Origin of the sequence: Paenibacillus sp. NPDC057934, from assembly GCF_042887565.1 — a bacterium.
Taxonomy (GTDB): Bacteria; Bacillota; Bacilli; order Paenibacillales; family Paenibacillaceae; genus Paenibacillus_AQ.
In genome coordinates this window covers 33,042-46,812 of sequence record NZ_JBHVPB010000016.1, presented here as the reverse complement: position 1 = coordinate 46,812, position 13,771 = coordinate 33,042, and the positions used below count along the sequence as shown (strand labels likewise).

The window sequence follows — 13,771 nt, the reverse complement described above, 5'->3', positions numbered from 1 at the left end:
GTCTGCTGTCCTTTAATCTCCGCAGGTGGACGGAGGCGCTTCAGTGCCCGCTTCCACATTGATTTTATCCGAGACGGTATCCCGGATGACCGATATGACTAGTTGAAGCAGATAATTGATATCGCTTTGGCTTTGCTGAAACTCATTCACCACCGGAATACCATCAATCTCATCCTGAAGAGTTGCAATCTCCGCTTCAATCTTCGCTACCATTTCTTTATTCCGGAAGCTCTCGAAGGCAACAATTTCCTTCTGCTTCTTCTTAATCTGTGCAATCAATCCTTGTACGCGCTCATGATTCTGAATCTTCTTCTCAGCCTGTTGGAAATGCTGCACTTCCTCACTGGTAGAAATCAATGAAGCGAGTTCCTTGGCCTTGCCCATAATATCTTCGCGTACGATTAAATCACGGGTATCATAAGTCGGCATCCCGTAGTTGTTCAAACGTCCTTGTTCCTGACTCACTGGCAATCGCTCCATTTCTATATAATTAATTGACGGCCATAGCCTCCGCCACACAATCTCCTTTGATATACCAAGTCTTGGTATCGGTAATACGCACTTGCACAAAGGTCCCAATCAGCTCCTGAGATCCTTCAAAATGCACCAGTTTGTTGCTGCGAGTCCGTCCAGATAGCACGTTGGCATTGTTCTTGCTCTCACCCTCTACCAATACCTCGACCACTTCACCCAGCATACGGTCATTGCTGATGCGGCTGTTCTCTTTAATGAGAGCATTCAGTCGCTGCAAGCGCTCGCTCTTAACCTCCATCGGTACATTGTCCTCCATGGCGGCGGCCGGCGTCCCTTCACGTGGAGAATAAATGAAGGTATAAGCCATATCATAACCTACCTCGCGCACGAGGGACAGGGTTTCTTCGAATTGTTCATCGGTTTCGCCCGGGAAACCAACGATAATATCAGTAGTCAGCACGGCACCCGGTACGGCAGCCTTGATCTTGCGGACCAGCTCCAGATAGACTTCACGGGAATATTTGCGACTCATTTTCTTCAGCACCGCCGTACTTCCTGATTGCACCGGTAGATGGATATGTTCCGACAGGTTACCACCTTTGCCCAGCACTTCAACCAGTTTGTCGTCAAAATCACGCGGATGAGAGGTCATAAAGCGGATGCGCGGGATATCAATACGTCGCATGTCGTCCATGAGATCACCGAAGGTGTAGTCGATATCGGTGAAATCCTTCCCGTATGCGTTCACATTTTGTCCTAACAAGGTCACTTCCTTGAAGCCTTGACGGGCCAGATCCCGCACTTCGGCAATTACATCCTCTGGACGACGGCTTCGCTCCTTACCCCGGGTATACGGCACAATGCAATAGGTGCAGAACTTGTCGCAACCATACATGATGTTCACCCAGGCCCGCATGCCCTCCCGTTTCTTGGGCAGGTTTTCGATAATATCGCCTTCTTTGGACCATACTTCGATAACTAGTTCTTTACTGAATACCGCTTCCTTGATCAGTTGAGGCAGACGATGGATATTATGTGTTCCAAAAATCATATCCACAAAGCCATGCTTGGACATAATCCGGTTGACCACGCCTTCCTCCTGTGACATACAACCACAGACACCCAGCAGCAGATCGGGATTCTCAGTCTTCAGATGCTTGAGATGTCCAAGTTCCCCGAAGACCTTGTCTTCGGCGTTCTCACGGATTGCACAAGTATTCAATAAAATCAGATCCGCTTTCGTGCGGTCCTCAATACTACGGTATCCCATCTGCTCCAGCATACCTTTCATCGTCTCGGTATCATGCTCGTTCATTTGGCAGCCGTAGGTTGTTATATGATAGAACTTGCCCACACCGAAACCGGACATTTCATCGGGAATCGCAAATTCGTAATGAACCTCGATCTCTTCCTTGCCGCGGCGCTTACCTTCCCTGTAATCAGGCTGGCTGTTAATCTGTACATTTCTGCCCTTGATACGGTAAGTGGTTTTACCCTCTTCCTCACTAATGAGCTTGGCATCGCTAAAATCAAAGTATTTGGAATAATCCTTGACACTCTTGCCGGATGTTATGTCCGGTGAGGGTTGACTCCCCTTAGTCATCTTGTCACGTCCTTTATTTAATGAAGCTTCTTCATAAAGAATGGGTAGATTGCCATAATTCTTTGCTAATAAAAAATTATATCACAAGGATGTAGTTCATTCCATCTATGTCCTATTTAGTTTCCATAAATTTCTGATAACAGCATTACATCCCTGGGATTTAATGCACCGCCTATGTTCCACTATTTGGTAAACAACATAGTATGTATGGTGTACAAATCAAATAAACTCAGAGGTGATCTGATTACATGTCTCAACCGAATATTCCTAACATTACTCCAAGCGTGACTATCACAAGAGACGATGCTGTAAACCTGATTTTATCTTCCATAGCTATGGAAGAACTGGGGATGAGCCACATTCTGAATGCTGAAGGCGAAAAGCTTCAGTATGTGCTCGGAACCCTGCCCGGCCTGACAGGGCCGCCAGCAACCATTGCCGATCTGCTTTCTGTTAACCAGAGTGTTCGGTCTACGCTAGACAGTACAGCCCGCAACCAGATGTTCCTCCAATCCAAAATGGAGGGAATACTACAGGCTCCTACTCTTGTAGGCCCAACCGGACCGGCTGGACCCACAGGGCCTGCTGGGGGTCCAGTTGGGCCCACTGGTTCTGCCGGGCCTACTGGAGCTACCGGACCAGCGGGGCCAACGGGGGCAACCGGACTCGCTGGACCTACTGGCGCTACGGGTCCGATCGGAGCTGGCTTAAGCGGCATCGTTCCTTTTGATCCATTCCTTGCTCCAGGCTACATTCTCAATCAGGTTGTTTACTACAATGGCAGCAGTTATATCGTCAACACAGTGCCTCCTGTAGGCACACCGGATACTTCCCCAGACTATACTCTGATTGCTGCCGGTGGTGCAGCAGGCGCAACTGGACTCGCTGGACCTACTGGTGCAAGCGGACCTACAGGCATTACCGGCCCAACCGGACCCGTAGGGGCCACAGGTGTGGGACTCACGGGCGTAGTAACCTATAATGCCGCGCTCGCTCCGGGATATCCTGTTGGCCAGGTCGTCAGTTACAACGGCAGCACCTTTATCGTTACTAATGCTCCGCCTACTGGTCTGCCTGGTGCATCAGCAGACTATACACTGATTGCCGCACGTGGAGCTACTGGCAGCATAGGCGCTGTGGGTGCCACTGGGGCTACCGGACCGACAGGACTTACTGGACCTACGGGGCCAACAGGTGTAGGATTGACCGGGATCGTTACTTACAACGCCGCGCTTGCTCCGGGATATCTTGTCGGCCAGGTGGTCACATACAACGGCGGCACTTATATCGTCACAAGTGCACCACCTGTGGGCACACCGGATGTCTCCCCTAACTACACTCAGTTGGCAGCACGAGGAGCTACCGGCAGTGCCGGACCAGCTGGACCTGCAGGACCTACTGGTTCAACTGGAACCATTGGAGCCACAGGTAACCTTGGACCAACAGGACCCGCAGGTCCAATAGGTCCTACCGGTTTCACAGGTCCTAACGTAACTGCCAACTACGCATTTGCGCAAAATGCTTCAGGTACGATTGCTGTGCTTCTGGGCTCAGGCAATGCCACGTTCCCGGATAACCAGAACATTCCTGCAGGCATCACCATCAACGGTGCAAATGACACCTTGACGATCGTTAATGCGGGTAGCTATTTCATTAGCTACCGAATCAATATGACGGCTTCTCTGCTCACCTCTTCACGCATCCTGTTGAACGGTGTAGCTCTCGCAGCCACCGCTACAGCATCCCTTGCCACTACAGTTCTGGCTGCGGAAACAATCACCACTGTTCCTGCTGGAGCCACTATCCAGCTCAATGTAACCTCTACGCTATCAGTCGGCCTTCAAGCACCAGGTGCCACATTAACCATCATTCGTCTCAGCTAAAAGACTACGGTAAGAATACTCCCGGATAGCTACAACTCTGGGGGTATTCTTATTGTTTGTGGACAAAAAATCGTGGCAGCACACAGGGTCCATAGATCAAAATTCGTTGAACATGAAGAAAAGCTGCCCCATGGGCCAACCTTCGCCCTGGAACAGCTTCAGCTTCTTATTTCATTATTAATACTGCGTGCTTCTTTCGGCCATTCCCAGTTATGCCATTTAGGGAACAACTCCTGATTCAGGAACGGCATCGGTAGCTTACGGTCTCTGTGCTTGTTCTTCAGTGCCATCTCTTGACTATAGGAACCACTGTAATAATATCCGATCTGGCGAAGCTCTTCCTGTGCAGCTAGACGGTGAAATGTATTGCTAAATGGAAACTGAAGGATGCTAGTGTTCAACGTTGCAATCCATGCTGGAAAGACCTCTCCCTTTGCAGCGTTACGTATAGCAATTTCGGACGAAGTCCGCTGGATCCGGCAGGAGAATCCGGACATTTCGGCAATACGAGAGAGCAAGGCAGCCCATTGTCCTTCCAGTTCATTATCGCCTTGGCCTGTACATATTCGCCTTGTTTCCCAAACCATCAGCCGGGCAAGGGAATCGCTTAGCCTATCAATAGCCCCCATGTAACTCGAATCAGAATGTGGCATCATCAACGGCCCTGCCACTTGAATAACAGCATCAGGATAACACCTCCTCAAGCGCCTTAACCTGATGCAGGGCCTGTTCCTTCTTCAGCATCATCCAGCCCATCATACAAAAAGAATCCACTGTCCGAAGGAGGGAATCATTGTAGAGAATGATCTCAGCGGAGTTAACCTCCATACGGCGCCTCCGCTCATTCGTGAAATGACTCACCTCATCCGCCAGCGCCGACATCAGCGCAGCTAGCGCTTCTTTTTCACGATCCAAAGCCTCCTGCTGGCTGCTAATAGCTTTCCCGTATGTAGTTGGGTCATCAACTATTCTCGTTCTCACGCTGCAACTCTCCTTCCTCTGACGGGACAATACTATTCTTCCTCTTCTTCAATTTCACACTCTTCCTCGGTGAAGGAGAGTCTATAACTTCGTTCGAGCTTCAAAACATCGCTTAATTTGAACTGCAACAGAATCTGATTAGCCACAATTCCGCGCAGCATATGCTCCACACTGTCATTAACCCGCAGCGCATCATCCAAGGTGAGGCAGTTGTCTTTCAACATATGCTGTATTTTCTCAGCTTCCGCATTAATAATATGGGAAAATCCAATCTCCTCAAGTGCGATGGAGGTTAGCAATAGGTTGATGACATCTTTGCGGTTAAGAATAATGTTTGGTTTAATATCCGGAATGTTGGGCATTGACATATCGAATCACAACCTTGCGTTCCAATTTTATACATTCACTCATACCTTATGGTATGCACAAAAACCCAGAAAGTCACTTTATCGTCCATTATTACTTCATTCTATATTTCTGCTCTTAATATACGATTAGACACAAAGATAACCCACCATCCAACGCATCCTATCATTAGTTTACCGGGTTGAAGACTTAAACCGTCCAAGCGGGTAGTATTAAAAAAGGTGTCCAGCAGTAAAAACACTGCGAACACCTTCTTCTCATATCCATTTCGTTTCAGCCTACTCCAGATCCAGACAGAATCGAGTCTCCTCTTGTCTTGCGGTGAAGCCCAGCGACTCATACAATTTCAGTGCAGATGGGTTGTTTGTTAATACCATCAATCGGACCGAGGACAATCCATGGGACCCGGAATACATCAGCGCTTGCGTCAGTAAATATTTGGCCACTCCCTGCTTTCGCCACGGCTCGCGTACAAACACATCCTCAATGTACCCGTAATTATCCTCACGCCACACCATCAGGCTGGCTACGATTGTCTCCCCTTCACGGACCACCAGCGCCGTCCACAGGTCATTACGCTTGTACTCAATCAATCGGTTGCTGCCTAGTGGCGTATCCGGCCATACCTCGGCCTCCAGCCTCAAATAATCCTCTTCCTCTTGTGCTGTTGCCATCTGCCAGTGCTTCATTTCCAGCCCTGTCGGCAGCGTCAGTTCGGTCAGAGGCAATCCCAAATCACGGTTCATACTGAACAGACTGTTCAGATGGCGAAAGCTGTGCCGTTCTTTGAAAAATTGATTATTGGCTTGCTCTTCCGAATCATTACCCACACACAAAAACGTCGAATATTCGGCCGGTAGCGTCGCCTTCAGTTCCAATGCCCTGGCATACAGCTGCATGTAGAGATGGTCCAGCAATTCAAAATCATGCTCCCATTCCGGCACAGCCTTAAGGTTCATATAGATCGAATGGCGAGCTTCGGGTAGATGTCCGGACGGCACAATATTAACGATGCTCACCTGTCCCTTGGCGATCATCACACCTTGCCGGAACGCGCAAAACACATTGCCCCAGTTCGCTGGTTCCCCGACCCACCAGAAGACAGCATGTTCCTTTACCGTCACAGAGCGGAACAATCCCTCCAGCAGCGGCATATCTGCTTCCTGAAAATTACGAATCTCAACATCATGCAAACGATCAGTAGATAAATGACTCAAATAAGTAGCTCCTTTGCCAGTCATGATAAATGCATGAATTCATCATAAACTAGACTGATCTGCGCAGAAGCATACTCTTTATTTAAAACCAAATAATACCTGAAAATCGTTGGAACAATCGACGTTACTTAGTATAAGGTGCTAGTGGACTGTTGAGTGTATGGGAGAATCTCATCTGTTCTGCCTTCTTGTACCTTATTTGGCCAAGCCGGATCACTAATTAGTGCTCTACCCACGGCAACAAGATCAAATTCCTCTCGCTCCAGCCGTTCCAGCAGACGGTCCAGATTATCCTCATCACTCTTCTCCTTATCCGGGATCAGGAAGTCACTGTCAAGACCTACGGAGCCTACAGTGATGGTCGGCTTACCTGTGATCTTCTTCGTCCATCCTGCCAGGTTCAGTTCAGAGCCTTCGAACTCTGGCAGCCAGAAGCGACGTGTCGAGCAGTGGAAAATATCAACACCAGCTTGTACAAGTGGAGCCAGGAAACGCTCCAGTTCCTCCGGCGTATCCACCAGCTTGGCGGAATAATTGCCCGCTTTCCACTGCGAGAAACGCAGCACAATTGGGAAATCCGGGCCAACTGCGCGGCGGCAAGCCTCAATAACCTCAACCGCAAACGTTGTGCGGCCTACTAGATCGCCGCCGTAGCGGTCGGTGCGCTTGTTGGTCCGCTCCCAGAAGAATTGGTCGATCAAATAGCCATGTGCCCCGTGCAGCTCGATCCCGTCAAATCCAGCCGCCTTGGCGTCAGCAGCAGCTTGAGCATAGGCAGCTACCAGTCCTTCGATCTCAGCTGTGGTTAGCGGCTCTGTAACCTGCTCTCCGGCCAGATTAAGGCCTGACGGTCCAACCGGCAAGGCCTCAGGGTTCGGCAGCGCGCCAATCTGGCGTTCCAACCCCACATGCCAGAGCTGCGGGATGATCTTGCCACCAGCTGCATGGACTTCAGCAGCAACCTTTGCCCAGCCCTTGAGTGCTGCTTCCCCATGGAAGTTCGGGATACGCGGACTGCTGACAGCAGACGGATGATTAATCGCCGTCCCTTCGGTAACGATCAGACCGACTCCGCCCTCTGCCCGCCGACGGTAGTAAGCCGCAACATCATCACCTGGAATTCCGTCCGGAGAGAACGCTCTAGTCATCGGTGCCATTACAATTCGGTTAGTCAGTTCCAGGTTACCTGCTGTAACAGGTTCGAACAATAATTTAGTAGTCATGAGTAACCTCCATATTTTAATGTAATTACTTTTTGTAAGCATATTATCGCGCTATTTGGGGCAAATTGCAACTTATCCGTTATAACCTACCGAATTACTATGCTAATTTCAAAGTGAATGCTCAAATCAAAAGCCGGGCAACGCAGCTTCCTCTGCAGATGCCCGGCTTTGCCGGATAACTTATTTTATCGTAAAAGTCCTAGTTTCATTCTTTTGGAACGAAAAAATGTCTTCGATTCTAAACGTTCAGAATCCCCGGTTTCGGCACTTGGCCGAAAGCCTTGGCAAGATCAGCCAGCTGCTGATCGGTGATTCTCTGTGTGATTTCCCTTCCACCAATAAGGTTATATATCGCCGCAGCTTTTTCAACCGTTTCAATCAACCCAAAGGCTGTATCCATTGTTGATCCTGTGCCGAATATGCCATGGTGCGGCCAGATAACAACGCGGTGATCCTTCATTTTCTTCGCTGTTTCACGTCCGATTTCGCTGCTGCCTGGTACCATCCAAGGAATCACACTCACACCGTCAGGGAACACAACGATACATTCTGTACACATCTCCCATAAGGTCTTGGTGAATTTTCGTTCATCCAGATCATGTGTGAAGGTCATGGCGATCACATTCGTGGCATGGGTGTGAAGAACGACACGGTGACTCGGGTCAACCTTTAACCTTTCGATATGACTCATGAAATGAGAGGCCAGCTCACTGGTGGGCACAGCCTCGTCCCGCAGCCCCCATAGAATTTCAACACTATTGCCATCTAAGCTTACACGCAGTACGCCGAGGCAGGCTTCCGGGTTCTTGATTACATTTCTGAAGAATTTTCCCGAACCGGTCACGATAAAGTAACGACCTGCCAGTTCCTGTACCGGAAAAGTGAGCGGGATGGTGCGCAAGGGCTCGTTAATATTAATATATTTTCCAACCTCTTCTTCATCCAGTAGGTAGCTGATATTTCCACTGTTCAGCTCATCCCAGCCTAACTGCCACATATGATGGGTAATCTCTGTCATTTCCTGGATAAATGGAGCCTCGACAATAGCAATATATCCGTTATTTCTTACCATAGATGTGCTCATCGTTTGTTTCTCTCCCTCTTTGTCCTTTAATGATTTAATCGTATGTGCACTATTCTTTATTGTCAACAAATTAAATATTAATAATGTTGTTTATATTTGTTTTTAGTCATTTTCAAGCAATTCATACCGTAATTAGCAAGCTATTCTTCTTCGTTTGTTGCAAACCACAGAATATCCCCCTATCATAAATAACTATACTGTTGAAAAGGTGATTATTATGTTGGCAGCCGAACGACGCAAAAAAATCATTGATCTTGTTCATCAGGACAAACGTGTCCTGGTCTCGGATTTAAGCCGAATGTTTGAGGTCACAGAAGAGACGATCCGCAGGGATCTGGAGAAGCTGGAGAAAGACGGTATCGTGAGCCGCACTTATGGGGGCGCGATGCTGAATCGCCATACGAATGAAGATTTGCCTTTTGTCACCCGGAATGCTCTGAACACAGAAATCAAGCGAAACATCGCTCTGAAGGCGCTCGATCTCATTAACGATGGTGACACACTGATGGTAGACCCCAGTTCTACAGCCTTTGAATTCCTGAAACTGCTCGAGACGAAAAGCAATCTGACCATCATTACGAATTCCGTTAATATTCTGCACGATTTCGCCAATTCAGGAATGAACATTATCTCCACCGGAGGATCGCTACGTTATCGCTCCCTCTCGCTGGTCGGTCCGGTCGCTCATGACACCATCCAGCGCTACAATGTGGATACAGCTGTAATCAGCTGTAAGGCCATTGATCTTGACAAAGGTGTTACGGACTCTAACGAACCGGAATGTGAGCTCAAGAAATACATGCTGCGCCAGGCTGACAAAGTCATTTTGCTTGCCGATCACACCAAGTTTGACAAAACCGCCTTCTCGAAGCTCATCGAGCTGAGCAACATCGACTATCTGATCACAGATCGCAGACCATCAGAAGCATGGCTGGAGCGTCTATCCAGAGATAATATTGAACTGCTGTATTAGGATCAAAAAGAAGGGCCGTCTCCTCTGCGGGAAACGGCCCTTCTCTGACATTACTCTCTAATTACTTTTCTTTTCAACAAATCGTTATCTTTCCAGCAGCACCCGGGAGCCTTTGGCAGCGACCACCGATAGCCATTGGACATTCTTTTTATGTTCTGTATTCGCCTTTTTACGGCAGACGTAGACTACCGCCGGTGGGAAATTCAACGCGACGAACGTAGTACTCTGGATATCGAAGAATGGCTTCAGGTCTTTTTGTATCTGCTTAAAATAATAACTGAAGACCACGAACATTCCTTCATCCTTTAAAGAGGCAGAAATTTGTGACAGCAGTTGCGTCCTCTTCTCGCCGCCCATACTCCAGAACGGAAGACCGCTCACAATGCAATCTAGCTTCTCCAGCTTTCCGTTATGCAACGCCAGCCGTAGCCGGGAGCTGTCCGGGTAACAACGATAATCAGGAAAGCGCAGTTTTAGACTGCGCCTCAGTTCCTGATCTTTCTCAAACAGAAGAACTTGCATAGGCTGCTGTGCCGACGGCAGATGTCGGGTAACCGCGCCTGTACCTGCTCCAAGCTCTGCCAGAGTGTTCACCCGCTCCCACGGAATGGGCGCAAGCAGCGCTTGCGCCAACCTGCGCGAACTGGGAACAATATTCCCTGTCGATAACGGGGCTTGCAGGAATTTATACAGAAACAACAACCGCTCTTTGAGTCCTCTGAACATATGCCGCCTCCTCTCTATGCATCTTTTTATTAAGTATTACCGTTTGAATAGATAACATGTTGTTTTATTAAAAGTTCTCGACTTCTTTGACTTTCCGCTTCTTCCACACGATCTCGTAGAGGACCGGAACCACAATCAGCGTAAGCAAGGTTGAAGTGAACAAACCGCCGATCACTGTCACTGCCAGGCCGCCAGAGATTAGACTCGTGGAGGAACCGGACAATGCCAGCGGTAACAGGGCCAGCATTGTCGCCAGGGCGGTCATCAGGATCGGTCTAAGCCGTGTTTTGCAAGCCTCGACAATAGCTTCGGTGATAGGCTGGCCACTCTTGCGATTTTTCTCCACACGGTCTAGCAGCACTACTGCATTTGTTACAACAATACCGACCAGCATCAGCATGCCTATCATTCCGCTCATGGACAAGGCCTGCCCTGTAACCAGCAATGCCCCCAGAGAACCGACCGGAATGAAGATCAGGGAGGACAGGATAATCAGCGGAGTAACTACGCCGCCGAAGGTGATGCTCATGACCAGAAACACAAGCCCAACCGCTGCCGCCATTGCAATACCAAGGTTCGTAAAGCCCTCCTGCATCATCGCCATACCACCGCCATAACTGACTTCAACGCCATCAGGTAAGGACAGGGCTGCAATATCCTTTTGCACCTCACGGGTGACGACAGAAGTGTTGTCTCCTTTGACGGTCCCTGAAACTTTGGCATAGGTCTTGACATCGTTATGATTGACAGTAACCAGGGCATCACGGACGGAGACATCGGCTACATCGCCTAAAGTACGAATTCCGCCTGCCGTAGGTACCGGAATGCTCTTCAACGCCGCAAGCGAGGTAATCTGCTGGCGATAGGACAGCGTGACCGTCTGTTCCTTGTTGTCCAGCGTATAGCTCCCTGCATGGACAGGCTTGAGTTGCTCTGATACTGCCTGCATAAGCACATAAGGACTGACTTTCTCATCTATTCCTTGTTGATTGAGCGTAAGCTCCCATTTCGGAGTAACCTCGTTCATATTGTTCGTAACATCCTTGAGATTACTGTTTTGCCCCATCAGGTCCTCTACTTGCTTGGAGGCCTTGGACAAATCATCCATATTGTCTGAATACAAGCTGACATCAATATTGTTGCCGCTAGGCAGACCCTGCTGCTCGCCTGCCTTGACTGTCACTGTCGTGCCGGGAATGACATTCTCCACTAGTGCCGGCAGGTCAGCCTTGGCTTTGTCAATGACAGCCTCCATATCAATATCCTTCGAAAATTGCGCTGTCACCGTTGCCCGGTTAGCCGTACTACCTGAGGATCGCATCGGATTACCTGCGGAGCCGCCAACAGCGACCTGGTAATTCGTCACTCCGTTAAGATCTTTGACATAACTCTCTACCTTTTTGCTAACCTGATCGCCTTGCTCTGTGCCACTTCCGGCTGGAAGCGTCAGTTGTATTGAAGCCGTTGGCACAGAATCGGCCGGCAGGAACGCAACGCCCAGCAAAGGAATGGAGCTTAGCGAGCCAGCCAGGAGTACCAGGGAAAGAATCATCACCAGCCACTTGCGTTTCAGTGCAGCATTAATTAGACGCTCGTATACACCCGTAAGTCTGCTTTCGCTCTTATGCGGCTTTACCTTTTTGAAGAAAGAGGCACCGAGTACTGGAATAAGCATCACAGCGACCAGCAGACTCGCCACAATAGAGATCACGACGGCAAGAGAGAACGGACGGAAGAACTCCCCAATCACGCCGTTAACGAAGCCGAGCGGTGCAAATACAACCACTGTGGCTATCGTCGAGGACAGCACTGGGCTGATCACTTCTTTGGTAGCCCGGTAAGTTAAGTCCTTGCTCTTCAATGAAGTGCCTTTCTCTTGACGCCATCTATAAATATTCTCAATGACCACGATACTATCATCGACTATACGTCCTATAGATACGGCAATCCCACCCAGTGTCATAATATTCAAGGTATATCCCATTTGATTCATCACAGCGATCGTGGCGAAAATGGAGATTGGCAGGGACAGGATGGAGATAAGTGTCGCCCGTACATTACGCAGGAACAGGAAGATAATAATGATACAGAACAAGGCCCCGTACAATCCTTCCCGAATCAATGAATTAACCGACTCCTTGATTTCCTCTCCCTGGTTCGAAATCACATGAGCTTCTATATGATCGCTCTTGTAGGAATCCAGCAAGCTTTGAACCGCATCGCCTACATCAGCTGTATTGGCGTCCTGGGTCTTGACTACTTCCAGCACAAAGCTCGGTTCTCCGTTGTAACGTGTAATTTCATCGACTTGCGCAGAACTGGTTACCGTTGCAATATCGGAGAGCTTGATCGCAGCAGGCGTCGTGGCCACCTGGCCACCTCCGGCAACTCCTCTCGGCTGCTGCTGCCCATCTCCGCCATAAGAACCAGGTGCAGCTGCCATGCCTCCGGCTGGGCCGAGCGGCAAATCTTTAATTTGCTGCAGGGTGGTGGCCGAGCCGGAGAGCCGGATCGGAATCGTGGTTTCACCCTCGTTTACATTTCCCAGCGGCAAAGCATAATTTAAGCCCTGAAGGGCTGTCTGGATAGAACTCAGCGAGACACCTAGTCTGGAAGCCTTCTCCTTGTCGACGACAATTTGCAGTTGGTCCGAAGCTGCTCCCTTCAGTGTCACCGAGCTGACCCCTTCAAGCTTCTGCAAAGCCGGAACGACATCGTCCTCAAGCTTCCGGGTTAATTCTTCAGAGTCTTTGCCTTTAGAGAAGATTGCCGCCTGGTAGATTGGCATGGCGCCAGCCGAAAGGCGCTGTACACTCACCTTGGCATTCTCTGGTAGCTTCAATTTTGCCACCGAAGCCTCAATATCTGTGGACAATTTGTCCATATCGGAACCGAATGGAAACTGGATCGAGATACTGGACGCGTTCTCTGTAGAAGTACTAGTCAAGGAATCATACCCGGCAAAGTTCTTCAGGCTGTCCTCAATTGGCTTTGTAACTCCTGTCTCCATTTCCTCTGTGGATGCTCCAGGATTAATTGCCTGGATAAATACCGCAGGGAATTCGATATCCGGGAAAGTCTGTTGCTTGATCTGTGTCGCTGAATATACGCCATAGCCCATAATAAGGGCAAACAAGATCAGCACAGCCACTGAATTTTTTAAACTGATTTTACTCAAAAGGTTCATTCTTCTTCTCCTCCTCTATCTGACCACAGTATAAAGCCCGAATTTGTCCTCAAT

Annotated in this window: 12 protein-coding genes; 2 read left to right on the top strand and 10 right to left on the bottom strand. The window is 49.1% G+C overall.

Translation table 11 applies throughout. The annotated features are described in order from the left end of the window. Positions 1-12 precede the first annotated feature (12 nt). Both ACFVRY_RS27370 and miaB read right to left on the bottom strand, forming a co-directional pair. On the bottom strand, positions 13-429 hold the full coding sequence (locus ACFVRY_RS27370; RefSeq protein ID WP_387503481.1) for a YlbF/YmcA family competence regulator: 417 nt from the start codon (positions 427-429) through the stop codon (positions 13-15). A 61-nt stretch (positions 430-490) separates the two neighbouring features. Further along, the gene (gene miaB, locus ACFVRY_RS27365; RefSeq protein WP_387503462.1) at positions 491-2,077 is read right to left on the bottom strand and encodes a tRNA (N6-isopentenyl adenosine(37)-C2)-methylthiotransferase MiaB; all 1,587 of its coding nucleotides are present in this window, start codon (positions 2,075-2,077) and stop codon (positions 491-493) included. A 248-nt stretch (positions 2,078-2,325) separates the two neighbouring features. On the opposite strand from miaB, the gene ACFVRY_RS27360 reads away from it, so the two are divergent. After that, a complete protein-coding gene (locus ACFVRY_RS27360) occupies positions 2,326-3,960 on the top strand; it encodes an alpha-helical endospore appendage domain-containing protein (protein ID WP_387503461.1) in 1,635 nt (544 codons plus the stop codon). A 158-nt stretch (positions 3,961-4,118) separates the two neighbouring features. Here the strand turns inward: ACFVRY_RS27360 and ACFVRY_RS27355 are convergent, their stop codons facing one another. The 6 genes from ACFVRY_RS27355 to rhaD form a co-directional block, all read right to left on the bottom strand. After that, on the bottom strand, positions 4,119-4,589 hold the full coding sequence (locus tag ACFVRY_RS27355; protein WP_387503460.1) for a hypothetical protein: 471 nt from the start codon (positions 4,587-4,589) through the stop codon (positions 4,119-4,121). Between the two features lie 55 nt (positions 4,590-4,644). Continuing rightward, positions 4,645-4,941, bottom strand: a complete 297-nt coding sequence (locus tag ACFVRY_RS27350; RefSeq protein ID WP_387503459.1) for an alpha-helical endospore appendage domain-containing protein — start codon at positions 4,939-4,941, stop codon at positions 4,645-4,647. A gap of 32 nt (positions 4,942-4,973) precedes the next feature. Continuing rightward, a complete protein-coding gene (locus tag ACFVRY_RS27345) occupies positions 4,974-5,309 on the bottom strand; it encodes an alpha-helical endospore appendage domain-containing protein (protein ID WP_387503458.1) in 336 nt (111 codons plus the stop codon). A 276-nt stretch (positions 5,310-5,585) separates the two neighbouring features. Further along, on the bottom strand, positions 5,586-6,548 hold the full coding sequence (locus tag ACFVRY_RS27340; RefSeq protein WP_387503457.1) for a GNAT family N-acetyltransferase: 963 nt from the start codon (positions 6,546-6,548) through the stop codon (positions 5,586-5,588). A 104-nt stretch (positions 6,549-6,652) separates the two neighbouring features. Next, positions 6,653-7,747 carry an NADH:flavin oxidoreductase gene (locus tag ACFVRY_RS27335; RefSeq protein ID WP_387503456.1) on the bottom strand — a complete coding sequence of 365 codons (1,095 nt, stop codon included), beginning with the start codon at positions 7,745-7,747 and terminating at the stop codon, positions 6,653-6,655. A 238-nt stretch (positions 7,748-7,985) separates the two neighbouring features. Next, entirely contained in the window at positions 7,986-8,831 is an 846-nt protein-coding gene (gene rhaD, locus ACFVRY_RS27330; protein ID WP_387503455.1) for a rhamnulose-1-phosphate aldolase, read from the bottom strand. A gap of 217 nt (positions 8,832-9,048) precedes the next feature. Here rhaD and ACFVRY_RS27325 point away from each other — a divergent pair, with 217 nt between their 5' ends. Further along, positions 9,049-9,804, top strand: a complete 756-nt coding sequence (locus ACFVRY_RS27325; RefSeq protein WP_387503454.1) for a DeoR/GlpR family DNA-binding transcription regulator — start codon at positions 9,049-9,051, stop codon at positions 9,802-9,804. Positions 9,805-9,888: 84 nt separating this feature from the next. Here ACFVRY_RS27325 and ACFVRY_RS27320 read toward each other — a convergent pair whose 3' ends face one another. Continuing rightward, positions 9,889-10,530, bottom strand: coding sequence for a class I SAM-dependent methyltransferase (locus ACFVRY_RS27320; protein ID WP_387503453.1), 642 nt, complete (start codon positions 10,528-10,530; stop codon positions 9,889-9,891). 67 nt (positions 10,531-10,597) lie between these two features. After that, positions 10,598-13,717, bottom strand: coding sequence for an efflux RND transporter permease subunit (locus ACFVRY_RS27315; protein ID WP_387503452.1), 3,120 nt, complete (start codon positions 13,715-13,717; stop codon positions 10,598-10,600). Positions 13,718-13,771 lie beyond the last annotated feature (54 nt).

Bases quoted from the DNA above. Each gene is read 5' to 3' on its own strand.
- ACFVRY_RS27370 (WP_387503481.1), bottom strand. From the start codon at position 429: ATGCCGACTTATGATACCCGTGATTTAATCGTACGCGAAGATATTATG.
- miaB (WP_387503462.1), bottom strand. From the start codon at position 2,077: ATGACTAAGGGGAGTCAACCCTCACCGGACATAACATCCGGCAAGAGT.
- ACFVRY_RS27360 (WP_387503461.1), top strand. From the start codon at position 2,326: ATGTCTCAACCGAATATTCCTAACATTACTCCAAGCGTGACTATCACA.
- ACFVRY_RS27355 (WP_387503460.1), bottom strand. From the start codon at position 4,589: ATGGGGGCTATTGATAGGCTAAGCGATTCCCTTGCCCGGCTGATGGTT.
- ACFVRY_RS27345 (WP_387503458.1), bottom strand. From the start codon at position 5,309: ATGTCAATGCCCAACATTCCGGATATTAAACCAAACATTATTCTTAAC.
- ACFVRY_RS27340 (WP_387503457.1), bottom strand. From the start codon at position 6,548: ATGACTGGCAAAGGAGCTACTTATTTGAGTCATTTATCTACTGATCGT.
- ACFVRY_RS27335 (WP_387503456.1), bottom strand. From the start codon at position 7,747: ATGACTACTAAATTATTGTTCGAACCTGTTACAGCAGGTAACCTGGAA.
- rhaD (WP_387503455.1), bottom strand. From the start codon at position 8,831: ATGAGCACATCTATGGTAAGAAATAACGGATATATTGCTATTGTCGAG.
- ACFVRY_RS27325 (WP_387503454.1), top strand. From the start codon at position 9,049: ATGTTGGCAGCCGAACGACGCAAAAAAATCATTGATCTTGTTCATCAG.
- ACFVRY_RS27320 (WP_387503453.1), bottom strand. From the start codon at position 10,530: ATGTTCAGAGGACTCAAAGAGCGGTTGTTGTTTCTGTATAAATTCCTG.
- ACFVRY_RS27315 (WP_387503452.1), bottom strand. From the start codon at position 13,717: ATGAACCTTTTGAGTAAAATCAGTTTAAAAAATTCAGTGGCTGTGCTG.